Here is a 23,367-nt window from a genome sequence, read left to right as displayed (position 1 = left end):
GGAGCAGCCGTGTCCGAGCACGCCGTCCCCCTCGCCGTCCGGGTGGACCCGGCCACCACCATCCCGGACCTGGTCCTGGACGCCGCCCGGCGGGACCCGCAGCAGCCCCTCTACCGGCGCTGGCGCGACGGGGCGTGGGTCGACGTGAGCGCCGCCGCGTTCCTCGAGGAGGTCACCGCGCTCGCGAAGGGCCTGGTGGCGGCGGGCGTGCAGCGCGGCGACCGCGTCGGCCTGCTGGCCCGCACCCGCTACGAGTGGACCCTCGCGGACGTCGCGATCTGGTTCGCCGGGGCCGTCTCCGTCCCCGTCTACGAGACCTCCTCCGCCGAGCAGGCCCGCTGGATCCTCTCCGACTCCGGCGCCGTGGGCTGCGTCGTCGAGGGCGCGCGGCACGCGCAGCTGGTCGCCGGGGTGCGCGGGGACCTCCCGCAGCTGCGCTCGGTGTGGAGCATCGAGGACGGCGACCTGGAGCGCCTGGCCGCCGAGGGCGCCGCCGCCGGCGACGAGGAGCTGCAGGCGCGCCGTCGCGGGGCCCGCGGCGACGACCTGGCGACGATCATCTACACGTCCGGGACGACGGGGCGGCCGAAGGGCTGCCAGCTCACCCACGCCAACTTCGTCGTGCTGTCGAAGAACGCCATCCACGCCGTGCCCGAGGTCTTCTCCGCCGAGGGCGCCTCGACGCTGCTGTTCCTGCCGCTGGCGCACGTGTTCGGCCAGTTCATCCAGGTGCTGTGCCTGGCCAGCCCGGTCACCCTCGGCCACGCCGCCGACATCAAGAACCTCACCACGGACCTCGCCACGTTCCGCCCGACGTTCCTGCTCGCCGTCCCCCGGGTCTTCGAGAAGGTCTACAACGGCGCCGAGCAGAAGGCGATCGCCTCCGGCCGCGGCCGGGTCTTCGCCCGCGCCGCGCAGGTCGCCGAGCGGTACAGCCGGGCGCTGGACGACGGCGGGCCGGGCCTGGGCCTGCGCGCCCAGCACGCGCTGTTCGACCGGCTCGTGTACTCGCGGCTGCGCGCCGCCCTCGGCGGGCGCGCGCAGTACGCCGTGTCCGGCAGCGCGCCCCTCGGCGAGCGCCTGGGCCACTTCTTCCGCGGCGCCGGGATCGTGGTGCTGCAGGGCTACGGGCTGACCGAGACCACCGCGCCGACCTGCGTCACCCTGCCGGGGAGCCTGAGGATCGGCACGGTCGGCCCGCCGCTGCCCGGCTGCTCGGTGCGCGTCGCGGACGACGGGGAGGTCCTCGTCGCCGGCCCGCACGTCTTCACCGGCTACTGGAACGACCCGGCGGCGACCGCCGCCGCGATGGAGGGCCCGTGGTTCCGCACGGGCGACCTCGGCGTCCTGGACGACGAGGGCAACCTGACGATCACCGGCCGCAAGAAGGAGATCATCGTCACGGCGGGCGGGAAGAACGTGGCGCCCGCGGTGCTCGAGGACCAGCTGCGCGCGCACCCGCTGATCAGCCAGACCATCGTCGTCGGCGACCAGCGCCCGTTCGTGGCGGCCCTGGTCACCCTCGACGCCGACATGCTGCCCGCGTGGCTGAGGAACCACGGCAAGCCGGAGATGACGGTCGCGCAGGCCGCGCAGGACCCCGACGTGCTCGCCGAGGTCCAGCGCGCCGTGGACACCGCGAACACGGCCGTCTCGCGGGCCGAGTCGATCCGCAAGTTCGTCGTCCTCGACACCGACTTCACGGAGGAGGGCGGTCACCTGACGCCCTCGATGAAGCTCAAGCGCTCCGTCATCGCCCGCGACTACGCGCCGCGCGTGGAGGAGATCTACGCCGGCTGAGCCGGTGCTCCCGGGGCGAGCAGCTGCTGCAGCCGGTCGGCCTGGTGCCGCCAGCGCCACCGCTGCGCCACCCACGCCCGGCCGCGCTCGCCCATCGCCCGCGCCCGGTCCGGGTCGGCGAGCAGGCCCGCGAGCCCGTCGGCCACGGCGACGGGGTCGGTGCCGTCCACGACGAGGCCCGTCTCGCCGTCCCGGACCGCCTCCGGGGCGCCGCCGGAGCGCCCGGCGACCACGGGCAGCCCCGTGGCGGCCGCCTCCAGGTAGCAGATGCCCAGGCCCTCGGTCTCCAGCCCGCCGAGGCGGTCGCGGCTGGGCATGCAGAAGACGTCGCCGGCGTCGTAGTGGGCCGGCAGCTCCTGCGCGGGCACGCGGCCGGTGAGCACCACGTGCCGCTCCAGGCCCAGGCGCCGCACCTCGCGCTCCACGGCGGGGCGGTGCGGCCCGTCGCCGACCAGCAGCAGCACCGCGTCGGGGGCGCGCGAGAGCACGCGCGGCAGGGCCCGCACCAGCACGTCCTGGCCCTTGCGCGCCACCACGCGCGAGACGCACACCACGACCGGGCGCCGCCCGAGGCCGAGCCGCGCGCGCACCTGCTCACCGCCGCACCCGGGCCGGAACACCGCGTCGTCCACGCCCGGCACCAGCGGCACCATGCGCGGGCGCAGGTGCTCCGGCAGCGCGGCGGCGATGCGCCGGCGGGTGTGCTCGACGAGGTAGGTCAGGACGTCGTTGCGCTCGGCGACCGCGCGCAGCAGGCGGCGCGCGCCCGGCACGGCGGCCCACCACACCTCGTGCCCGTGCGTGGTGGCCACGGTGCGCGCCACGCCGGCGCGCCGCAGCGCGGGGGCCATCAGCCCCAGGGGGGCCGCGGCGCCGAACCAGGCCCGGTCGCAGCCGTGCGCCCGCGCCGTCGCGGCGACCCGGGCGGCGGTGGCGGGCGTCGGCAGCAGCACCCGGGTCGGGTCGCGCACCACCGGGAAGGGCAGCGTCGCGTCGAAGGCGGCGTCGCCGTCCTGGCGGGAGGCGTGGACGACGACGCTGCCGGGCGGGGCGAGCGTCGTCATCGCCAGCACGAAGGACTCGATGCCGCCCGGGCGGGGCGGGAAGTCGTTGGTGACCACGAGGGTGCGGCCTGCGGCCGGCGCTGCGGGCACCACGGCACCACTGTACGGACGCCGCTCAGGCGGCCAGCTCCTGCAGGCGCGCCCGCCAGTCGCGCACGAGGGCCTCCCGGTCGGTGCCCAGCACCTCGCCCAGCGCCTCCTGCGCGTGCGCCTCGGCCGCGCGCTCCCGCTCCGCGCTGCCGGGAGGGGCGAGCTCGTGCGCGGCGTCCGGCGCCTGCGCACCGCCCTGGGCCTGCGCACCGCCCTGGGCCTGCGCACCGCCCTGGGCCTGCGCACCGCCCTGGACCGCGGCGTCCGCGGACGCCGCGCGGTACAGCCGCACCAGAGCGGCCCCGCCGGAGCGCTCGGCCACGAGGTCGGCCGCCAGCCACGCGCCGGCGTAGGCGCGGGCCAGCCGGCCGCCGGCGGGGTCGAAGTCCTCCTCCCCGGGCAGGTCCTGCGGGGCCCGCCCCGCGCGCACCTCCGCGAGCAGCTCCGCCGCCACCACCTCGGGCGGCAGCCCGCTGCCCTCGTAGGCCACCCAGTCGGCGAAGCCCTCGCTCAGCCACACCGGCACCGGCCGCGTCGCCGTCGAGCGGGTCGCCACGTGCGCCAGCTCGTGGGCGAGGACCACGCGCTGGCCCTCGGGGACCAGCGCGTCGAAGGCCCCGGGGTTGAGCAGCACCCGGTCCGCGCGCCCGCCGGCCGCCGCCCCGGGCGCGCCGCCGGTCGTCACGGCGGCGATCTGCTCCAGCCCCGCGGCGTCGGCGCGCCCCAGCAGGCGCGCGAGCTGCTCCTGCGTGGCGGGCACCTCCACGACCGTGGTGCGCGGCCACGCCGTGCCCCACACCCGGTCCACCCGCTCGGCGGCCTCGGCCACCAGGGGCGCGCGCGCCCTGAGCACGGCGGGGTCCGCGGTGCCGACGAGCAGCGCCCGCGGCGTGCGCACCGCCGTCACGTCGCCGAGGTCCCACAGGTCCGGGTCGGTGGTGCCGTCGGCGTCCCCCGCCAGCGCCCAGCCGCCGCCGCGCGGCACCACCGTCAGGTGCTGCTCGCGGCGCACCTCACCCGCCCCGGCGCCCTGGAGCCGGTAGGAGAGGACGACGCGCGCCACCCAGCTGCCCGCCGGCAGCGCCGCCCGCCGCTGCGGCGGCAGCTCGGGCCCGGTGCCCTGGTGCGCCCAGCTCCAGGACTCCAGCGGCACGGCGGCCAGCCGGTCGAACACCTGCGCCTGGCGCTGCGCGTAGTCGGCGGCGAGCCCGGCGTCGACGGCCTCGAGCCAGCCCTCGCGGTCGCGCGCCAGCAGCGCCGCGGCGCGCTCGGCGAGCAGCGCCTGCAGCGCCGCGCCGCGCTCGTCGGCCGCCGGCGGCAGCGCCGACCCGGCCGCGTCGCCCTCGGCGGCCGGCCACGAGGCCGCGGCCACCTGCCGCGGCGCCGGCGCCGCTCGCGGACCGGCGCCGGCCCACAGCCCGGCGCCGAGCAGGAGCGCCAGCACCGCGGCGAGCGCGGCGGAGGGACGGCGGGACGGCCGCGCCCGGTGCCTGCCGGTGCGCCGGCCCGCGGGCCCGCCGGGACGCGGACGGGTGCGGGACCCCGGCAGCTGCGCGCGGTGCCGGCCGGTGCTCCCGGTGGAGGGGGCCGGGTGGTCAGCCGGCGCGGGGGGCACCGCTGTCACGGCCGCCATCGTAGGCAGCGGGGACCAGCCGCAGCGGCGGGACGAGCCCGGAGGAGGCGAGCACGCCGAGGGCGGCGCGCTCGCCGTCGTCCAGCCGCACCGCCCGCGCCGGCGCGGGCACGCCCAGGAGGACGGTCACGACGCAGTCCGAGCACGCGGCGCCGCGGACCTCGCAGGTGTCGCAGTCGACCAGCACGACGCACCTCCCCTGCCGCCACCGGCACCTCCGGCGGGACGGGCAGGACGCTAGGGACGGGGTCCGACAGGACGGACCGCAGCGACGGGCCGCAGCGGGCGGCCGGAGGGCGGGACGGCGCCGCCGGCTGTCGGTGCCGGCGCCTAGCGTCCGCGCCATGGCTCCCGCGGCGGCCCGTCGGGCCCCTTCCCCCGCGCCGGAGCTCGTCCAGGGCACTCTCGACGAGCTCGGCACGCCCCTGTCAGAGGTCACCTTCGTCGTCGTCGACCTGGAGACGACGGGGGCCTCGGCCACCAGCTGCGGCATCACCGAGCTGGGCGCGGTCAAGGTCCGCGGAGGGCGGGTGGTCGGGGAGATGAGCACCCTCGTGCGCCCCGAGCAGGCCATCCCCGCCGCCATCGCCGTCCTGACCGGCATCACGGACGCGATGGTGGCCACCGCCCCGCGCATCGGGGCCGTGCTGCCCACCTTCCTCGAGTTCGCGCGCGGCTGCGTGCTGGTCGCCCACAACGCGCCCTTCGACGTCGGCTTCCTCGTCGCCGCGTGCGAGCGCACGGGCACGACGTGGCCGCGCCCGCAGGTGGTCGACACCGTGCGCCTGTCGCGGCAGGTCCTCGGCCGCGACGAGGTGCGCAACCACAAGCTGTCCACGCTCGCGCGCCACTTCGGGGCGTCGACGGCGCCCACGCACCGCGCGCTGGACGACGCGCGCGCCACCGTGGACGTGCTGCACGCGCTGCTGGCCCGCGTCGGCGGCCTGGGCGTGACCACGCTGGAGGAGCTGGCCACCTACAGCGCCCGCGTGCCCGAGCAGCTGCGCCGCAAGCGCCACCTCGCCGACGGCGTGCCGTCCGCCCCGGGGGTCTACCTGTTCTCCGACGCCGAGGGCCGCGTGCTCTACGTCGGCACCAGCGGCGACCTGCGGGCGCGGGTGCGCAGCTACTTCACCGCCTCCGAGCGGCGCTCGCGCATGGCGGAGATGGTCGCGCTCGCCGCGCGGGTGACACCCGTGGTGTGCGCGACGCCGCTGGAGGCCGCCGTCCGCGAGCTGCGCCTGATCGCCGAGCACGACCCGCGCTACAACCGCCGCTCCCGCCGCCCCGACCGGGCGCCCTGGGTCAAGCTCACCGCCGAACCGTTCCCGCGCCTGTCGGTGGTGCACCAGGTGCGCGACGACGCGGCGGCCGGGGCCGCCTACCTCGGCCCCTTCTCCACCCGGTCGGCCGCCGAGGCCGCCGTGGCGGCGCTGCACGGCGCCTTCGCGCTGCGCCAGTGCACCGGCCGGCTGCCCCTGCGCCCCTCCCCCTCGGCCGCCGCCTGCGTGCTGGCGGAGATGGGCCGGTGCGGCGCGCCGTGCACGGGCGCCCAGTCCGCCGCGGAGTACGCGCGGGTGGTGGAGGCGGTGCGCGCCGCCGTGCTCGCCGACCCCGAGCCCGTGCTGAGCGCCTCCAGCGCCCGGCTGGCGCGCCTGGCCGAGGCGGAGCGCTACGAGGAGGCCGCCGCCGTGCGCGACCGCTCGACCGCCTTCCTGCGGGCCGCCGCGCGCACCCAGCGCCTCGCGCCGCTGGCCGCCGCGCCGGAGCTGGCGGCCGCGCGCCGCACCGCGGACGGCGGGTGGGAGCTGGTCGTCGTCCGCTACGGCCGGCTCGCCGGGAGCGCGGCGTGCGCCCCCGGCGCGGACCCGCGACCGCACCTGGAGGCGCTGCGCGCGACCGCGGAGGCCGTCGCGCGACCGCCGCTGCCGGCTCCCGCGGGCACCCCTGAGGAGGCCGAGAAGGTGCTGCGCTGGCTCGAGCAGGACGGCGTCCGGCTCGTGTCGGTCGAGGGCGAGTGGAGCTGCCCCGTGCGCGGCGCCGCGGGCCGCGCCCGCGACGGCGCCCACGGCCCCGGGCACGGTCTAGGGTCGGTGCTCGCCGGGCCCGTGCCCGCAGACGCAGGAGGTGCCGGGTGATCACCGCCATCGTGCACGTCAACACCGACGTCGACCGCATCCCCGAGGCCGCCGCGGACATCGCCGAGCTCGACGGGGTCAGCGAGGTCTACTCGGTCACGGGGGACACCGACCTCGTCGCCGTGGTGCGCGTGCACGAGCACGAGCAGCTCGCGCAGGTGATCGCCGAGCGGATCAGCAAGGTCGCGGGCGTGCGGGCCACGCGCACGTACCTGGCCTTCCGCGCCTACTCGCGCCACGACCTCGACGCCGCGTTCGCCCTCGGCCTGGAGGACTGAGCCCGGAGGACCGGGCTCGGAGGACCGAGCCCGGAGGACCGAGCCCGGAGGACCGGGCCGCCCGCCGCGGGTCAGGCGCGGCTCGCGGCCACCCAGCGCTCCAGGACGCCGGCCGCGGCACCGGAGTCCAGGGCTTGCGCGGCGCGCTCGAGGCCGGCGCGCAGGTCGCCGACGAGCCCTCCGCCGCCGGGGGACGCCGCCGCCAGGGCCGCCGCGGCGTTGAGGAGCACCGCGTCGCGCACGGGCCCGCGCCGCCCGGCGAGCAGCGCCCGCGCCACCCCCGCGTTGTGCGGCGCGTCGCCGCCGCGCAGGGCCTCCAGCGGGGACGTCGGCAGCCCCAGGTCGTCCGGGTGCAGCCCGGACTCGGCGACGTCGCCGTCCCGCACCCGCCACACGCGCGAGCCGGTCGAGGTCGTCAGCTCGTCGAGGCCGTCGTCGCCGCGGAAGACGAGGGCGCGCGCGCCGCGCCCGGCGAGCACGCCGGCCACCAGGGGCGCCATGCGGGCGTCCGCGACGCCGATCGCCGAGGCGGCGGGGCGCGCCGGGTTCGTCAGCGGGCCGAGGAAGTTGAACGCCGTGGCGATGCCCAGCTCCCGGCGCGGCGCCGCCGCGTGGCGCATCGCCGGGTGGAACACCTGCGCGAAGCAGAACGTGATGCCGACCTCCCCGACCAGCTCGCCGACGCGCGCGGGCGGCAGGTCCAGGCGCACGCCGAGCTCCTCGAGCAGGTCGGCGGAGCCGCACAGCGAGGACGCCGCGCGGTTGCCGTGCTTGACGACGGTGCAGCCGGCCCCCGCCACCACGAGCGCGGCCATCGTGGAGATGTTCACCGTCCCGGCGCGGTCGCCGCCGGTGCCGACGACGTCCACCGCCGGGCCCGTCCCGGGCGGCAGGGGCACGGGCACGGCGTGCTCGAGCATGGCGTCGGCGAGCCCGGCCAGCTCCGGCACCGTCTCGCCCTTGGCGCGCAGCGCCACCAGCAGCCCCGCCACCCGCGCGGGGCTCGCCTCCCCCGCCATCACCTGCGACATCGCCCACGCCGCCTGCTGCGCCGTCAGGTCCCGCCGCTCGATCAGCTGGGCGATCAGCCCCGCCCAGCTGGGTCCTCCACCGCTGCCCGTCATCGCCCGTCCGTCCGCCGCCGCCCCCGTCCGTCGCTCCGGGGCCCGATGACCCCATAATGGCGCTCGTGGCGAGCACAGCAGCGGTGCGGGACGTGTCGGCGCACGCGACCGTCAACCGGCCGGACATGGTCTCCGTCGGCACGATCGTGTGGCTGTCCAGCGAGCTGATGTTCTTCGCCGGCCTCTTCGCCATGTACTTCACGATCCGGGCGACGGTGCCGGGGCTGTGGGAGACCGAGCCGGAGCTGCTGAACATCCCGTTCTCGGTGGCCAACACCACCGTGCTGGTGCTCAGCTCCTTCACCTGCCAGATGGGCGTCTTCGCCGCCGAGCGCTACCAGCCGGGCCGCACCGGCTCGCTGCTCAACGCCGTCCGCTGGGGCATGCGCGAGTGGTACGTCCTCACCTTCGTCATGGGGTCGGTGTTCGTCGCCGGCCAGGTGTACGAGTACGCCGAGCTGGTGCACGAGGGGCTGACGATCGCCTCCAGCCCCTACGGCTCGGTGTTCTACATGGCGACGGGCTTCCACGGCCTCCACGTCGTGGGCGGCCTGATCGCCTTCCTCATGGTGATCGGCCGCAGCTTCGCCGCTCGCCGCTTCGGCCACCAGGAGGCCACCACCGCGGTGGTCACCTCCTACTACTGGCACTTCGTCGACGTGGTCTGGGTCGGCCTCTTCGCCGTCATCTACGTCATCCAGTGAGTCAGGGATGAGCGGCGGACGGGCGCGGGAGACCTCGTGGACGGACCTGCTCACGACGGCGGGACGATGATCGTGAGTCCTGTCACGTACGGTCCGCCTTGGTCGCCCGAGCCGGCCAGAGAGATGAGGATGTCCCTGTGAAGGCACTCGCAGCCCGTCGGCGGCACCCGCTGGCGACCGTGCTGATCATGCTGCTCGGCCTGGTGCTCGTGGGCACGGGGTACTCGGCGGTCGCGCCCTCGCGCGCGGAGGCGAGCACCGCGGTCGGCGAGGCGGACATCGCCGCGGGCCGCGCCCTGTTCCTCGCCAACTGCTCCACCTGCCACGGCCTGCAGGCCGAGGGCACCGACCAGGGCCCGACCCTCATCGGCGTGGGCGCGGCGGCGGTCGACTTCCAGGTCGGCACCGGGCGCATGCCGCTGCAGGCCGACAGCATCCAGGCGCCGGCGCGCACGGTGGACTACACCGAGGAGCAGATCGCGCAGCTGTCCGCCTACGTGGCCTCCCTCGCCCCCGGGCCCGCGATCCCGCCCGAGGAGCTGACCGTCGCCCTCGACGACCCGGAGCGGATCTCCGAGGGCAACGAGCTGTTCCGCACCAACTGCGCCATGTGCCACAACGTCGTGGGCGCCGGCGGGGCCCTGACGCGCGGCAAGTACGCGCCGTCCCTGGAGGGCGTCAGCGGCAAGCACGTCTACGAGGCCATGCAGACCGGCCCGCAGTCGATGCCCGTCTTCAACGACGAGAACATCACGCCGGAGGAGAAGCAGAGCATCATCAGCTACCTCTCCTACGTCGAGGAGGAGCCGAACCCCGGCGGCCTGCTCAAGCTGGGCTCCCTGGGCCCGGTCTCGGAGGGCCTGTTCGCCTGGACGGTCGGCATCGCGCTGCTGGTCGCCTGCGCCGTCTGGCTCGCCACGAGGGCGTCGTGACGACGCCCTCGACGCCGGTGACGACGCCGGTGACGACGCCGGTGACGACGCGCAGGACGACCGCCCCCTCCGCGCCGGCACCGGCGCGGACCCGGCCCGAGGACGGACGATGAAGGACGACGAGCACGACCTCATTCCGAGCCAGGGCCTCGCGGCCCCGGACGACCGGCCGCTGCCCGACCGGTTCGCCAACCCGGGCCTCGCCCCGCACCGCTTCCGCACCACCGACACCGACACCAGGGCCGCCAAGCGGGCCGAGCGCCAGGTCGCGACGATCTTCGGCATCTCGGCCCTGGGGTCGGTCCTCGCCATCGTCAGCTACCTCGTCTTCGACCTCGAGGGCACGTTCGCGAGCGTGCAGCGCTCGACGATCTTCCTGGGCCTCGGACTGGGCCTGGCGATCTTCTGCATCGGCATCGGCGCCGTGCACTGGGCCCGCACGCTCATGCCCGACCACGAGCAGGTCGAGGAGCGCCACCCGATCGGCGGCAACGACGTCGAGCGCGCGCAGGCAGCGGCGATCCTCGAGGACGGCCTCGAGGAGAGCGGCCTCGGCCGCCGCAAGCTCATCCGCAACTCCCTCTTCGGCGCGGCGGCGCTGGCCCCCGTCCCGGCGGTGCTGACCCTCGGCGACCTGGGCCCCCTGCCGGGCACGAAGCCGTACGAGACCCTCTGGTCCTCCGGCGTGCGCCTGGCCCGCGACCCCGACGAGAAGCCCATCCGGGCGGAGGACGTCACGCTGGGGTCGGTCTTCCACGTCGTCCCCGAGGGCCTGTCCGAGTCCGAGCACCCGCTCGAGGAGAAGGCCAAGGCGGCCGTCCTCCTCGTGCGCATCGAGCCCGGCCAGGTGCGCCAGGACCCCGAGCGCGTCGGCTGGGACGTCGACGGCATCTACGCGTACTCCAAGATCTGCACGCACGTCGGCTGCCCCGTCGCCCTGTACGAGCAGCAGACGCACCACCTCCTGTGCCCGTGCCACCAGTCGACCTTCGACCTGACACAGCACTGCCGGGTGATCTTCGGGCCGGCCGTGAGGCCGCTGCCCCAACTCCCCATCACCGTCGATGACGAGGGCTACCTGGTCGCGACCGCTGGCCTCTCGGACACCCCGGGACCGAGCTTCTGGGAGCGCGGATGAGCACCATCTTCTCCTCGCGCGCCGCGGAGTACGTCGACGAGCGCGTCGGCAGCTCCAAGATGGTGCGCACCTTCGCCCGCAAGATCTTCCCCGACCACTGGTCGTTCCTCCTGGGGGAGATCTCGCTCTACACCTTCATCGTGTGCCTCATCAGCGGCACGTTCCTGACGTTCTGGTACGTGCCCAGCATGGGCCTGGTCACCTACGAGGGCAGCTACGCGCCGCTCGTGGGCCAGCAGGTCTCCGAGGCGTACGCCTCCACGCTGAACATCTCGTTCGACGTGCGCGGCGGCCTGCTGATGCGGCAGATCCACCACTGGGCGGCGCTGCTGTTCGTGGCGTCCACGATGATCCACATGGCGCGCGTGTTCTTCACCGGCGCCTTCCGCAAGCCGCGCGAGATCAACTGGGTGATCGGCGCCGCGCTGGCCGTCCTCGCCCTGGGCGCCGGCTTCACCGGCTACTCGCTGCCGGACGACCTGCTCTCCGGCAACGGCCTGCGGATCATCGAGGGCATCCTGCGGTCCATCCCCGTGGTGGGCACGTACCTGTCCTTCTTCGTCTTCGGCGGCGAGTTCCCCGGCGAGACGATCATCCCGCGCCTGTTCATCGCTCACGTGCTGCTGATCCCGGCCGTGCTGCTGGCCCTGATCGCCCTGCACCTGGCGCTGCTGGTGCTGCACAAGCACACGCACTTCCCCGGCCCGGGCCGCAAGGACACCAACGTCGTCGGGTACCCGCTGTACCCGGTGTACGTGGCCAAGGCCGGCGGCTTCTTCTTCATCGTCTTCGGCGCCGTCGTCCTCATGGCCGCGTTCGTGACGATCAACCCGATCTGGAACTACGGCCCGTACGACCCCTCCCCCATCTCGGCGGGCACGCAGCCGGACTTCTACATCTTCCTCTTCGACGGCGCGCTGCGGCTGTGGCCGGGCTGGATCGGCGACGTGCCGACCGAGTTCGTCATCTTCGGCAACACGCTGTCCCTGAACATCCTGCTCCCGGCCCTGGGCCTGTTCAGCCTCATGGCCGGCGCGATCTTCGCGTACCCGTTCGTCGAGGCCTGGGTGACCGGCGACCGCCGCGAGCACCACCTGCTCGAGCGCCCGCGCAACAACCCCACGCGCACGGCCCTCGGCATCGCCTTCATCGCCCTCTACCTCGACGTGGCCCTCGCGGCGACGAACGACCTCATCGCCACGCACTTCGGGCTGTCGATCAACGACATCACCTACGTCCTGCGCGCCGGTGTCGTCGTCGCTCCCGTCGCCGCGTTCTGGATCACCAAGCGGGTGTGCCTGGGCCTGCAGCGGCGCGACCGCGAGCTGGCCCTGCACGGGCGCGAGACCGGGCGCATCGTGCGCACGGCGGACGGCGAGTACTTCGAGGTCCACGAGCCCCTCTCCCCCGAGGAGCGCTGGGTGCTCGTGCAGCACGAGACGCACCGGCCGATCGAGCTCGACCCCATCGGCCAGCGCAGCCGCACCGAGCGGGTCCGCGCCAAGCTGTCGACGTGGTTCTTCGAGGACCGCATCGAGCCCGTCACGCCCAGCGAGCTCGAGGCCGCGCACCACGAGGGCGGCCAGCACGGCGAGGTGCTCGCCACCGAGGAGCACCGTCCGGCGATCGGCTCCGGCCAGCAGTGACGTCCGGCGCACGGCGCCGAGGGGGCGGGGACCGCGTGGTCCCCGCCCCCTCGGCGTTCCGGGTGGGCGCGGGGGACCTGCGCACCGGCCCCGTCGACCCGGGCGCGGTGCGGGCGCTGGCGCGGGCGGTCACCTCCGAGCAGGAGGAGCGCTCCGGGGTGGCGATGTACCTGGCCCTGCAGGACCTGGCCCTGCAGGACGCGGCCCTGCACGACGCGGCCCCGTACGAGCCGGCCGGCCGGGACGGCGCCCCCGACGCCGACGCGCTGCGGGACGGGCGCGAGGTCGCCCGCGCGCTCGCGCACTGGCACGCCCTCCTGGGCCTGGACGACGGCAGCGACGCCGTCCAGCACGTCCTGGCGACGCTCGCGGCGCACCGGGTGCGCCTGAACCCGCCGACCGCGGACGACGCCGCGGACGACGCCGCGGACGAGCCCCTCGTCGTCCTGCCCGGCTACGCCCCCTCCCGCCCGGGCGCCCTGGAGCGCGTGGTCGACGTCGTCCGGGGCGGGCGGCTGGTGCGGGTCGTCAACTACCACAGCACCCCGCGCGCGCAGGCGGAGCAGGTCGCCGCCGACCTCGCCGACTACGCCGCCCGCTACGCGCCGCTGCGCCCGGGCGACGTCCACCGCTTCCTCGACACGGGCAGCTGGGGCACGCACCGGCCCGGTCTGGTGGTGGCCTTCTTCGACGGGTACCGCAACGCCGTCGACGTCGCCGCTCCCGCCTGCGAGGCCGCGGGCGTGCCCGGGTGGTTCTTCGTGCCCACGGCCTTCCTCGACGTCCCCGAGGAGGACCAGCGCGCCTTCGCCGCCACCCACGACCTCGACCTCGTGGCCGAGGAGCGCCACGGGCGCGGCCGCGTCGCCATGACGTGGGACGAGGCGGCCGCGCTCGCCGAGCGGCACGTCGTGCTCGCGCACACCGCCTCGCACACCACCGCCGCGGGCGTGCGCACGCCCGAGGAGGTGCGCCGGGAGGTGCTGGAGCCGCTGCGGCGCCTGGAGGACGTCACCGGGCGCCGTCCCGAGGCGTTCGCGTGGCTGGGCGGCACGCCCTTCGACCCCGCCGAGCCCGGGTGCGCCGCGCTGCGCGACGCCGGCGTGCCGCTCCTCGTCTCCGGCACGGGCGTCGAGCGGCTGAGCAGGCCCTGAGGCCCCGCCCGAGCCCCGAGCGCCCCCCGCGCTAGCGCGCGTCCTCGTCCTCGGAGGGCACGACCACCACCGGCAGCGCCGCCTTCTGCAGCACCGCGTGGCTGGTGGAGCCCAGCAGGGCCGAGGCGACCGCGCCGTGGCCGCGGGTGCCGATCACCAGCAGCCGCCCGTCCCGGGACGCCTCGAGCAGCGCCCGCGGCGTCGAGGCGTCGTGGACCAGCCGCTGGTGCACCACGAGGTCCGGGTGGTCCTCGCACATGCCCGCCACCGACTCCGCGAGCATGAGCCGGTGCTCCGAGGCGTAGTCGTGGGCGATGCCCGCGTACAGCGGAGGCGCCAGCATCGACCCCGCGTCCGCGAGGTCCCACGCGTGGACGGCGGTCAGCTCCTCGCCCAGCAGCGCCGCCTCCTCGGCGGCCCAGCGCAGCGCCCGCAGCGACGCCAGGGACCCGTCGACGCCCACCACGACGCCGCGGCCGCGCGAGGCGGCGCTCTCGCGCACGACCACGACGGGGCACGGGGAGTGCGCCACGAGGTACAGGCTCGTGGAGCCCAGGAGCAGCCCGGACAGGCCGCCGCGCCCCCGGGCGCCCACGACGACCAGACCTCCGGACGCCGCCTGGTCGAGCAGCGCCCGCCGCGGCGGCTCCAGCACCAGGCAGGTGCTCACCTCGACCCCGGGAGCCGCCTCGCGGACGCGCTCCTCGGCCTCGGCCACCACCCGGCGGCCCTCCTCCTGGACGCCCTCCAGGAGGTCCGTGGCGAGCATGAACGCCTCACCGTAGGTGGGCGGGTAGCGCAGGGCGTGCACCAGCCGGACGGGCAGGCGGCGCCGGGCCGCCTCGGCCGCGCCCCAGTCGAGCGCGCGGCGGGAGTGGGGTGAGTCGTCGACACCGATGACGACGGCCCTGGTCGTCGTGTGGATCGCCACCTGGACCTCCTCACGAGCCGGGCGAGGCCGGCGCGCCGGTTCGCCCGGAGCTGGTGCGGCGCGGACGCGCCGCACCCCCAGGGTGCACCTGCGGCGCCCGCGGCGACAGGGGTCTGCGCACGACGAGACCCCCGCACCCGTGCGCTGGCACGGGTGCGGGGGTCTCGTCGGGGAGGGCCGGCGAGCGCCGGCGGCGCTCAGTGGGCGTGGGCCCCGCGGTAGAACTCGAAGACCCAGCCGACGAGCGCGAGGGCGGACAGCCCGATGCCGATCAGGACGAGCCAGAACGCCATGGCCATGCCGAGGAACGTGACGCCGATCGCGGCGCCCAGCCACAGCGGCCACCACGAGTGGGGGGCGAAGACGCCCTGCTCGCCGGCGCCCTGCTCCACCTCGCCGTAGACGTCGTCCTCGGGACGCTCGTCGATGCGGCGGCTGGTGACGTACAGGTAGCTGCCGACGAGGGCGAACAGGCCCCCGACCAGCAGGATGCCCGTGGTGCCCACGGCTTCCCACGCCGACAGCCAGCCGTAGATGACGCCCAGCGGCAGGAAGAACAGGCCACCACCGACGAACAGCCAGTACTCGACCTTCACGTCACTTCCCCCTCATGTCGGGCTGCTGGGTGCCGAAGCCACCCAGCACGCCCTCCTCCGGGGCCGGCTTGTCCATCGCCGCGACCTCGGGGTGGTGCAGGTCGAAGGCCGGCGACTCGGAGCGGATCCGCGGCATCGAGATGAAGTTGTGCCGCGGTGCGGGGCAGGAGGTCGCCCACTCGAGGGAGCGGCCGAAGCCCCACGGGTCGTCCACGATCACCTTCTCGTCCTTGCGCGCGGTGATCCACACGTTCCACAGGAACGGCAGCATCGAGGCGCCGAGCAGGAAGGAGCCGGCTGTGGACACCTGGTTCATGAACGTGAAGCCGTCGTCGGCGAGGTAGTCGGCGTAGCGGCGGGGCATGCCCATGACGCCGAGCCAGTGCTGGATGAGGAACGTCAGGTGGAACCCGATGAACAGCATCCAGAAGTGGATCTTGCCCCACCTCTCGTCGAGCATCGTGCCCGTCCACTTCGGCCACCAGAAGTAGAAGCCGGCGAACATCGCGAACACGACGGTGCCGAACACGACGTAGTGGAAGTGGGCGACGACGAAGTAGCTGTCGTTGAGGTGGAAGTCCAGCGGCGGGCTGGAGAGGATCACGCCGGTCAGGCCGCCCAGGAGGAACGTGACGAGGAAGCCGATCGACCACAGCATCGGCGTCTCGAACGTGATGGACCCGCCCCACAGGGTGCCGATCCAGTTGAAGAACTTCACGCCCGTCGGCACCGCGATGAGCATCGTGGTGAAGGCGAAGAAGGGCAGCAGCACCGCGCCGGTGGGGTACATGTGGTGCGCCCACACCGCCACCGACAGCGCCGCGATGGCGATGGTGGCGAAGACGAGGCCCTTGTACCCGAAGATCGGCTTGCGGCTGAACACGGGCAGGATCTCGGTGATGATGCCGAAGAACGGCAGGGCGATGATGTAGACCTCGGGGTGCCCGAAGAACCAGAACATGTGCTGCCACAGCAGCGAGCCGCCGTTCTCGGGGTTGAAGATCTGCGCCTGCAGCACGCGGTCGGCGCCGAGCGCGAAGAGCGCGGCGGCCAGCACCGGGAACGCCATGAGCACCAGCAGGCTGGTGATGAGGATGTTCCAGGTGAAGATCGGCATGCGCCACATCGTCATGCCGGGCGCGCGCATGCAGATGATCGTCGTGATGAAGTTGACGGCGCCGAGGATGGTGCCGAAGCCCGTCATGGCCAGCCCGAACACCCACATGTTGCCGCCCAGGCCGGGCGAGAAGGTGTCGTCGGACAGCGGCGCGTACGCGTACCAGCCGAAGCTCGCCGCGCCCGAGGGCAGCAGGAGGCTGCCCGCGACGATGGCGGCCCCGAAGAAGAACAGCCAGAACGAGAGCATGTTCAGCCGCGGGAAGGCGACGTCCGGGGAGCCGATCTGCAGCGGCATGATCGCGTTCGCGAAGCCGGCGAACAGCGGCGTCGCGAACAGCAGCAGCATGATCGTGCCGTGCATGGTGAACAGCTGGTTGTACTGCTCGATGGTCTGCACGACCTGGATGCCGGGCGCGAACAGCTCGGCGCGGATGAGCAGCGCCATGAGGCCGGCCAGGAGGAAGTAGAACAGGCTCGTGATGATGTAGAGGAAGCCGATGACCTTGTGGTCGGTGGCCGTGATCCACCGGATCACCACCCGGCCGTAGCTGTCCCTGCGCGTGACCGTGCGGCTGCGCGGCACGGCCGTCGCGGCCCCGGCGGCCTCGTAGTACGTGGTCATCAGTACTTGTGCTCCGCCCCCGGCTGGGTGCCGATCTGGTCTTCCTCGCGGTCACCGGTCAGGATCCGGCCGATGTTGGTGGGCAGCTGGCCCGTCTGGCCCGCGTCCCGCAGCGCCTGCAGCTGGTCCTCGTACCGCTCGGGGGAGACCACCTCGACGTTGAAGAGCATCTGCGGGTGGTACTGGCCGCACAGCTCGGCGCACTTGCCGACGTAGGAGCCCTCCTCCTGCGGCGTGAACGCCCAGTAGTTCGTGCGCCCGGGGATGACGTCCTTCTTGTAGTTGAACGCCGGCACCCAGAAGGAGTGGACGACGTCGCGCGAGCGCAGCGTCAGCTCCACGCTCTGGCCCGCGGGCAGGTACACGGTCGGGACGATGTCGTTGATGTCCTTGTTGCCCACCGGGGACTGGCGGCCGGTGTCGTAGACCTCGGCGTCCAGGTAGTTGATGTCCCACGACCACTGCTTGGCGACGACCTCGATGTTGACGTCCGGGTCCGCCGGCCGGGACTCGATGGCCGCCTGGTCGCGCGCGGTGAAGTAGAAGAGCACGCTGACGACGAAGATCGGCACGACGGTGTACAGGATCTCCATCGGCACGTTGTAGCGCAGCTGCGCGGGCAGCCCGGTGTCCGCCGGACGGCGCCGGTAGCGCGCGATGCACCAGATGATCAGGCCCCAGACGACGATGCCGAGCGCCATGGCGGCGATCCAGGAGCCGTTCCACAGGCTGCCGACCACGCCGGTGAAGTTCGTCGTCTCCGCCGTGCCGGGCAGCCACAGCCGGCTGATCGAGACGGCCGCGCCGGACTCCGACTCCTGGGAGCCCTCCTCGGAGGAGCAGGCGCTCAGGAGCGCCACGGCTCCGGCCGCACCGACGGCGAAGGCCGCCCGGCGCGCGGCGGCGCGCCGGCGCCGCGGCGGGCTCCCGGGATGGTGGTGGTCGAACACTCGCGGTCCCCACTCCTGACAGGCCCGGCACGCCCGGGGCAGCAGACTCGGCTGCCCGAACACTACCCCTCGGCGCTCTCGCGGCCCCCCGGGGTCGAGCCCCCCGGCCGGTGCGCGTGATCCACCTCACCCGCCCTGGTCGCGGGCCCGCGGCGGCCCGCCCCAGGCGGGCGGCAGCGGCAGCGGCAGCGCCGCCTCGAGGCGGCGCAGGTACTCGGCGCGCGGGACCTCCACCACGCCGAGCGAGGCCAGGTGGTCCGTGCGCCACTGCACGTCCAGGAGCCGCCGCGGCTCGCCGTCCTCGCGCAGCAGGCCCACCAGGGCCACCAGGGCCGCCTTGGAGGCGTCGGAGGCGCGGGAGAACATCGACTCCCCGGCGAACAGGCCGCCGACCGCCACCCCGTAGAGCCCGCCGAGCAGCCGCCCGTCGCGCCAGGTCTCGACGGAGTGCGCCCACCCCGCCCGGTGCAGGCGGCCGTAGGCGCGGGCGACGGCCGGGGTGATCCACCGGCCCGGGCGGGAGGGGTCGGCGCAGGCCTGCACGACGGCGTCGAAGGCGGTGTCCAGGCGCACCTCGAAGCGGGCGGCCGAGCGGCGCAGGGAGCGGGAGACGCGCAGCGCGTCCAGCGGCAGGACGCCGCGCGGGTCGGGGCACCACCAGCCGAGCGGGTCCGCGCCGCCGTCGCCCAGGCCCATGGGGAACAGGCCCAGGCGGTAGGCGGCCAGCAGCGTGCCCGGCTCCAGGTCGGCCCCGGCGCCCGCGACCTCCTCCCCCGGTGCGCCCGCCGCCAGCAGACGCGAGCGAGCCGCAGCCAGCCCCCTGGCCCAGGGGGACGGCGGCGGCTCGCTCGGGGGGCCCGCCGGACGCCCCACCGGCGACCGGCCGGGGCCGGTCAGGAGAAGGAGTCGCCGCAGGCGCAGCTGCTGCCCGCGTTGGGGTTGTCGATGGTGAAGCCCTGCTTCTCGATGCTGTCGGCGAAGTCGATGGAGGCGCCGTCGAGGTACGGGCGGCTCATCTTGTCGACGATGACCTCGACGCCGTCGAAGTCGCGGGTCGCGTCGCCGTCGAGGAAGCGCTCGTCGAAGTACAGCTGGTAGATCAGCCCGGAGCAGCCGCCGGGCTGCACCGCCACGCGCAGGCGCAGGTCGTCGCGGCCCTCCTGCTCGAGCAGGCTCTTGACCTTGGCGGCGGCGACGTCGGTCAGCTCGACGCCGTGGGTCTCCTCGGCCTCGACCGCCGGGGCGGTCGGCTGGGCGATCTGGGTGGTGTCGGTCATGGGTCCTCCTCGAGGCTCGCGGAAGGCTCGCCAGCGCGCTGGTGCGCGTCCACCGGCGCCAACGCGGGCCGGCCCGGTCGTGTTCCGGCACCGCGAGCCTACGCCCGGCTCACGCCCCCCAGCCCGCCGCCAGCCGGCGCACCCGCGCGGCCAGCGTGCCGGCGGGGTCGGCCAGCGCGGCCGGCACGTCCTCGGGGCGCTCGGCGACGGCGGCCGCGGCGGCCAGGCCCGCGGCCCGGGCCTGCTCCGGCTCCAGCCGCACCTGGCCGGCCACGGCGACCACGGGGACCCCGGCCTCGCCGCCGCAGCGGGCCACCTCGGCGACGACCTTGCCGTGCAGGGACTGCCAGTCCAGGCTCCCCTCCCCCGTCAGCAGGGCCCCGGCGCCGCGGGCGCGCTCGGGCAGCCGCACGGCGCCGGCCACGGCGCGCGCGCCGCCCTCGCGGCGTCCGCCCAGCAGCGCCAGGGCGTACCCGAGGCCGCCGGCCGCGCCGGAGCCGGGCCGCTCCGCCAGCGCTCGCGCCGCCGGCCCGAGCGCGCCCTCCGCGGCCCGCACCAGGTCGGCGAGCGCGGCCTCGAGCGCCTCCACCTGCGCGGGGCCGGCGCCCTTCTGCGGCCCGAAGCCGCGCGCCGCGCCGCGCGGGCCGAGCAGGGGGACGTCGACGTCGGAGGCGGCGACGAGGTCCACGTCGGCCCAGCGGGCGCGCACGTCCCGCAGGCCGGCGAGGTCGCCGGCCTCCACCCCGGCCAGCGCCCCGCCGCCGCGGCCCAGCCGGTCGGGGTCGCCCGCGCCCAGGGCCGCGAGTACCCCGGCGCCGCCGTCGGTGGTGCCCGAGCCGCCCAGGCCCACCACGACGCGGCGGGCGCCGGCCTCCAGCGCGGCCGCCAGCAGCTCGCCCACGCCGGTCGTCGACGCCGCCAGCGCGTCCCGGCGGTCGGCGGGCACCAGCGCGGAGCCGCACGCGAGCGCGGACTCGACGTACGCCGTGCGCTGCCCACCCGCGTCGACGAGGAGGACGGGCGCGCGCACGGGGTCCCCGAGCGGGCCGCTCGCCCCGACGTGCAGCAGCCGTCCGCCGAGCACGGAGGCCAGCACCTCGACGAACCCCGGGCCGCCGTCGGACAGCGGGCACAGCTCGACCTCGTCGCCGGGGCGGGCGGCCGACCACCCCCGCGCCATGGCCCGCGCCGCCTGCGAGGCGGTCAGGGTGCCGGTGAAGCCGTCGGGGGCGACGAGCACGCGCATGGCCCGATCCTGCCGTGCGCGGAGCGCTCGGCGCCGCGCCGACGACCCCGGCGCCGCGCCGACGACCGAGGGGCGCTGGCGCCCGCTCCCCGGGCGGGTGCGTCAGCCGGCGGCCAGGCGCTGAAGCAGCAGGGCCTCGGCGAGCACGGCGCGCTCGAGCACCGCCAGGGACAGCGACTCGTCGTGGCCGTGCGCGCGGGTGTCCGGGTCCTCCACGCCCGTGACGAGCACGGTGGCCCCGGGGAGCTGCTCGACGAGGTCGGCGATGAACGGGATGGACCCGCCGATGCCCGTCAGCGCCACCTCGGCGCCGCCCCACGCCTCGGCCAGCGCCGCGCGGGCGGCGTCGGGGACCGGGCCCTCGACGTCCCCGGCGAAGGCCTGGCCCGCCTCGAGCAGCGAGACCTCGACGCGGGCCCCGAAGGGCGCGGTGGCCAGCAGGTGGGCGCGCAGGGCCTCGTAGGCCTCGCGGGCGTCCTGGCCGGGCGCCACCCGCAGCGACAGCTTCGCGGTCGCGCTCGGCTGCAGGGTATTCGAGGCCCGCGCCACCGCCGGCAGGTCGGTGCCGACGACGGTCAGCGCCGGTCGGCTCCACAGCCGCGCGGCGAGGCTGCCGCCGCCGACCAGCCGCACGCCGTCCAGGACGCCGGCGTCGGCGCGCAGCCGCTCCTCGGGGACCTCCGCGTCCGGCTCGCGGCCGGCGCGCAGGCCGGGAACGGCCAGCTCGCCGTCCTCGTCGCGCAGCCGGTCGAGCAGGCGCACCAGCGCCGTGGCGGCGTCGGGCACCGGCCCGCCGTGCATCCCCGAGTGCACGGCGTGGTCGAGCGTGCGCACGGTCACCAGCGCCTCGACGAGGCCGCGCAGGCTCGTCGTCAGGGACGGGACGTCGACGCTGCGGTTGTCGGAGTCGGCGACGACGACGACGTCCGCGGCGAGGCGGTCGCGGTGGCGGCGCAGGAAATCGGCGAAGGACGGCGACCCGACCTCCTCCTCCCCCTCGACGAAGACCGTGACGCCCACGCCGTCCCCGGGGCCCCACCGCCCCAGGAGGGCGCGCAGCGCACCGAGGTGGACGGCGACGCCGGCCTTGTCGTCGGCGGCGCCGCGCCCGTAGAGGCGCCCGCCCCGCTCGACGGGCTCGAAGGCGGGGGTGGTCCAGCCGTCGTCGCTGCTGGGGGGCTGGACGTCGTGGTGGGCGTAGAGCAGCACCGTGCGCGCCCCGGGCGGGGCCGGTCGGCGCGCGACCACGGCGGGCGCGCCGTCCGTGCCGTCGGGGCGCCGGGCCCGCAGCACCTCGACCTCCGGCAACCCCGCCCCGCGCAGCAGGTCGGCCACCGCCCGCGCGCTGGCCCGCACGTGCGCCTGGTCGAAGGCCGCCGCGGACACGCTCGGGATGCGCACGAGGTCCTCGAGGTCGGCGCGCAGGCGCGGCATCAGGCCGTGCACCTCCTCCCGCAGGGCGCCGGCGACGGGGGAGGGCGGGGTCGCTGCCATGGCCGGGCAACGTAGCGCCCGGCGGCGACGGCGCCGGAGGGCACCGCGCACGCCGTACCCTGGGCCCGTGCTCGGACGTGGGAAGCAGGGTGCGACGCCGCTGCGCAAGCTAGGGGCGTCGCCGCTGGGGAGGCGGGCCGCGGCACCCGTCGCACCGCCGGCACCGGCGCGGCCCGAGAAGGCCGGCGGCAAGAATCGCCCGACGCCGAGCCGCGCGTCCGCGCAGGCCGCCAACCGCCGTCCCCTCGTGGCCTCCGACCGGCGCGCGGCCGGCCGCGGCTCGCGCGAGAGCGCCCGCGCGGAGCGGGTGCGGGCCCGCGAGGGGATGCTCGCCGGCGACGAGCGCTACCTGCCCAGCCGCGACCGCGGCCCGGTGCGCCGGTACGTGCGCGACGTCGTCGACGCCCGCCGCAACGCCGGCGAGCACTTCCTCCTCGTCGTCATCGCGATCCTCGTCACCCAGCTCGTCGTGCGCTCGGTCACGTTCCAGCTGGTCACCACGGCGGTGCTGTGGGCCGCCGTGCTCGTCGTCGTCGTCGACGGCTTCCTCCTCGCCCGCGCGCTGCGCCGCGGGATCACCGAGCGGTTCGGCGCCGCCGCGCTGGAGCGCGGGGTGGTCCGCTACGGGGTCTTCCGCGCCCTGCAGCTGCGCCGCAGCCGCATCCCGCGCCCCGCCGTCCAGCGCGGCCAGCGCCCGCGCTGACGCGGCGCACCCGCCCGGCGCCCGGGTCGTCGGCGCGCCTGCGCGGCCCTGGGGTCGGGCCGTGGGGTTCCGACGCCTCGGCAGCAGCGGCCTGAAGGTCTCCGAGATCACGTACGGGAACTGGCTGACCCACGGGTCCCAGGTCGAGGACGACACCGCCACGCGGTGCGTGCACGCCGCCCTCGACGTCGGCATCTCGACCTTCGACACCGCCGACGTCGACGCGGACGGCCGGGCCGAGAGCGTCCTCGGCGCGGCGCTGGCGGGCGAGCGGCGCGAGTCCCTGGAGATCCTGACCAACGTCTACTGGCCCACCGGCCCGGGCGGCAGGAACGACACGGGCCTGTCGCGCGAGCACGTGGTGGAGTCCATCGACGCCTCGCTGCGGCGCGTCGACGAGGCCCTCGGGGACGTCGTCGAGCGCGACCCGGCCCGCACGGCGCAGGACGCGCCGCAGCGGCGCCCGGCCTGACCGGCCGGCCCGCGCCCGGTCACTCGGTCGGGCGCAGGCTGAGCGGCCCGTAGACGCGCTCGCCGTCCACGAGCAGGCTCACCTGCTCCACGCCGCCGGCGACGAGCTGGCGCCAGCTCTCCCCCAGCCAGGTCTCGGCGTCGGCCTGCGCGGGGAAGCCGCTGCCCGGCGGGGTCGGCGCCGCCCGCACCGCGCGCCCCTCCGCGTCCTCGCACGACCACGTCCACACCGGCATCCGCCCACGCTACTGCGAGGA

General features: G+C 75.9%; 22 protein-coding genes and 1 pseudogene. 10 read left to right on the top strand and 13 right to left on the bottom strand.

From position 1 onward, the window contains the following. Nucleotides 1-9 precede the first annotated feature (9 nt). Entirely contained in the window at nt 10-1,800 is a 1,791-nt protein-coding gene (locus BLS82_RS06320) for an AMP-dependent synthetase/ligase (RefSeq protein WP_218123827.1), read from the top strand. On the opposite strand, the gene BLS82_RS06315 is transcribed toward BLS82_RS06320, so the two are convergent. The 3 genes from BLS82_RS06315 to BLS82_RS06305 are packed head-to-tail and all read right to left on the bottom strand — an operon-like array spanning nt 1,788 to nt 4,774. After that, nucleotides 1,788-2,954 carry a glycosyltransferase family 4 protein gene (locus BLS82_RS06315; RefSeq protein ID WP_369811064.1) on the bottom strand — a complete coding sequence of 389 codons (1,167 nt, stop codon included), beginning with the start codon at nt 2,952-2,954 and terminating at the stop codon, nt 1,788-1,790. The genes BLS82_RS06320 and BLS82_RS06315 overlap by 13 nt on opposite strands. A gap of 25 nt (nt 2,955-2,979) precedes the next feature. Beyond that, on the bottom strand, nt 2,980-4,578 hold the full coding sequence (locus tag BLS82_RS06310; RefSeq protein WP_143028762.1) for a hypothetical protein: 1,599 nt from the start codon (nt 4,576-4,578) through the stop codon (nt 2,980-2,982). Next, on the bottom strand, nt 4,550-4,774 hold the full coding sequence (locus tag BLS82_RS06305; protein ID WP_092862980.1) for a hypothetical protein: 225 nt from the start codon (nt 4,772-4,774) through the stop codon (nt 4,550-4,552). The genes BLS82_RS06310 and BLS82_RS06305 overlap by 29 nt, the downstream gene beginning before the upstream one ends. 157 nt (nt 4,775-4,931) lie before the next feature. Here BLS82_RS06305 and BLS82_RS06300 point away from each other — a divergent pair, with 157 nt between their 5' ends. Then, the gene (locus BLS82_RS06300) at nt 4,932-6,725 is read left to right on the top strand and encodes a DEDD exonuclease domain-containing protein (RefSeq protein ID WP_092862977.1); all 1,794 of its coding nucleotides are present in this window, start codon (nt 4,932-4,934) and stop codon (nt 6,723-6,725) included. Continuing rightward, entirely contained in the window at nt 6,722-7,003 is a 282-nt protein-coding gene (locus tag BLS82_RS06295; protein WP_092862974.1) for an Lrp/AsnC family transcriptional regulator, read from the top strand. The genes BLS82_RS06300 and BLS82_RS06295 overlap by 4 nt, the downstream gene beginning before the upstream one ends. 71 nt (nt 7,004-7,074) lie before the next feature. On the opposite strand, the gene trpD is transcribed toward BLS82_RS06295, so the two are convergent. After that, on the bottom strand, nt 7,075-8,127 hold the full coding sequence (gene trpD, locus BLS82_RS06290) for an anthranilate phosphoribosyltransferase (RefSeq protein ID WP_092862971.1): 1,053 nt from the start codon (nt 8,125-8,127) through the stop codon (nt 7,075-7,077). Nucleotides 8,128-8,183: 56 nt separating this feature from the next. Here trpD and BLS82_RS06285 point away from each other — a divergent pair, with 56 nt between their 5' ends. The 5 genes from BLS82_RS06285 to BLS82_RS06265 all read left to right on the top strand — a co-directional run bounded on the left by BLS82_RS06285 (nt 8,184) and on the right by BLS82_RS06265 (nt 13,701). Continuing rightward, nucleotides 8,184-8,831 carry an aa3-type cytochrome oxidase subunit III gene (locus BLS82_RS06285; RefSeq protein ID WP_092862968.1) on the top strand — a complete coding sequence of 216 codons (648 nt, stop codon included), beginning with the start codon at nt 8,184-8,186 and terminating at the stop codon, nt 8,829-8,831. A 137-nt stretch (nt 8,832-8,968) separates the two neighbouring features. After that, nucleotides 8,969-9,763, top strand: coding sequence for a cytochrome bc1 complex diheme cytochrome c subunit (locus BLS82_RS06280; RefSeq protein WP_092862965.1), 795 nt, complete (start codon nt 8,969-8,971; stop codon nt 9,761-9,763). A 109-nt stretch (nt 9,764-9,872) separates the two neighbouring features. Then, complete coding sequence (locus BLS82_RS06275; protein ID WP_092862962.1) at nt 9,873-10,901, top strand: cytochrome bc1 complex Rieske iron-sulfur subunit; 1,029 nt, start codon at nt 9,873-9,875, stop codon at nt 10,899-10,901. After that, entirely contained in the window at nt 10,898-12,547 is a 1,650-nt protein-coding gene (locus BLS82_RS06270) for a cytochrome bc1 complex cytochrome b subunit (protein WP_092862959.1), read from the top strand. The genes BLS82_RS06275 and BLS82_RS06270 overlap by 4 nt, the downstream gene beginning before the upstream one ends. Nucleotides 12,548-12,582: 35 nt before the next feature. Beyond that, nucleotides 12,583-13,701, top strand: a complete 1,119-nt coding sequence (locus tag BLS82_RS06265; protein ID WP_143028761.1) for a polysaccharide deacetylase family protein — start codon at nt 12,583-12,585, stop codon at nt 13,699-13,701. 31 nt (nt 13,702-13,732) lie between these two features. Here BLS82_RS06265 and BLS82_RS15260 read toward each other — a convergent pair whose 3' ends face one another. From BLS82_RS15260 to BLS82_RS06220, 8 genes are all read right to left on the bottom strand, one after another. After that, nucleotides 13,733-14,632 carry a universal stress protein gene (locus tag BLS82_RS15260; protein WP_176818964.1) on the bottom strand — a complete coding sequence of 300 codons (900 nt, stop codon included), beginning with the start codon at nt 14,630-14,632 and terminating at the stop codon, nt 13,733-13,735. A gap of 197 nt (nt 14,633-14,829) precedes the next feature. Then, on the bottom strand, nt 14,830-15,228 hold the full coding sequence (locus BLS82_RS06250) for a cytochrome c oxidase subunit 4 (RefSeq protein ID WP_092862949.1): 399 nt from the start codon (nt 15,226-15,228) through the stop codon (nt 14,830-14,832). 1 nt (nt 15,229) lies between these two features. Further along, on the bottom strand, nt 15,230-16,969 hold the full coding sequence (gene ctaD / locus BLS82_RS06245; protein WP_092862946.1) for an aa3-type cytochrome oxidase subunit I: 1,740 nt from the start codon (nt 16,967-16,969) through the stop codon (nt 15,230-15,232). Next, the gene (coxB, locus tag BLS82_RS06240; protein ID WP_218123677.1) at nt 16,969-17,829 is read right to left on the bottom strand and encodes an aa3-type cytochrome oxidase subunit II; all 861 of its coding nucleotides are present in this window, start codon (nt 17,827-17,829) and stop codon (nt 16,969-16,971) included. The genes ctaD and coxB overlap by 1 nt, the downstream gene beginning before the upstream one ends. A 216-nt stretch (nt 17,830-18,045) precedes the next feature. Beyond that, nucleotides 18,046-18,792: a leucyl/phenylalanyl-tRNA--protein transferase gene (aat, locus tag BLS82_RS06235; RefSeq protein ID WP_255378166.1), complete on the bottom strand. Its 747-nt coding sequence runs from the start codon at nt 18,790-18,792 to the stop codon at nt 18,046-18,048. 20 nt (nt 18,793-18,812) lie between these two features. Then, on the bottom strand, nt 18,813-19,196 hold the full coding sequence (gene erpA / locus BLS82_RS06230; protein WP_092862940.1) for an iron-sulfur cluster insertion protein ErpA: 384 nt from the start codon (nt 19,194-19,196) through the stop codon (nt 18,813-18,815). A gap of 109 nt (nt 19,197-19,305) precedes the next feature. Beyond that, nucleotides 19,306-20,442, bottom strand: a complete 1,137-nt coding sequence (locus BLS82_RS06225; protein ID WP_092862937.1) for a glycerate kinase family protein — start codon at nt 20,440-20,442, stop codon at nt 19,306-19,308. A gap of 102 nt (nt 20,443-20,544) precedes the next feature. After that, entirely contained in the window at nt 20,545-21,936 is a 1,392-nt protein-coding gene (locus tag BLS82_RS06220) for a dipeptidase (protein ID WP_092864848.1), read from the bottom strand. Here BLS82_RS06220 and BLS82_RS06215 point away from each other — a divergent pair. After that, nucleotides 21,836-22,639 (top strand): DUF3043 domain-containing protein, encoded by an 804-nt coding sequence (locus BLS82_RS06215; RefSeq protein WP_092862934.1) that lies wholly within the window; start codon nt 21,836-21,838, stop codon nt 22,637-22,639. The genes BLS82_RS06220 and BLS82_RS06215 overlap by 101 nt on opposite strands. A 61-nt stretch (nt 22,640-22,700) precedes the next feature. Next, nucleotides 22,701-23,033: pseudogene (locus BLS82_RS06210) on the top strand (aldo/keto reductase); the annotation flags it as partial. Nucleotides 23,034-23,130: 97 nt separating this feature from the next. Here the strand turns inward: BLS82_RS06210 and BLS82_RS06205 are convergent. Further along, on the bottom strand, nt 23,131-23,346 hold the full coding sequence (locus tag BLS82_RS06205) for a hypothetical protein (RefSeq protein WP_092862931.1): 216 nt from the start codon (nt 23,344-23,346) through the stop codon (nt 23,131-23,133). Nucleotides 23,347-23,367: the final 21 nt, after the last annotated feature.

Origin of the sequence: Quadrisphaera sp. DSM 44207, assembly GCF_900101335.1 — a bacterium.
Taxonomy (GTDB): Bacteria; Actinomycetota; Actinomycetes; order Actinomycetales; family Quadrisphaeraceae; genus DSM-44207.
The sequence above is the reverse complement of the archived record's forward strand: the minus strand, read 5'-3'. Positions and strand labels throughout refer to the sequence as shown.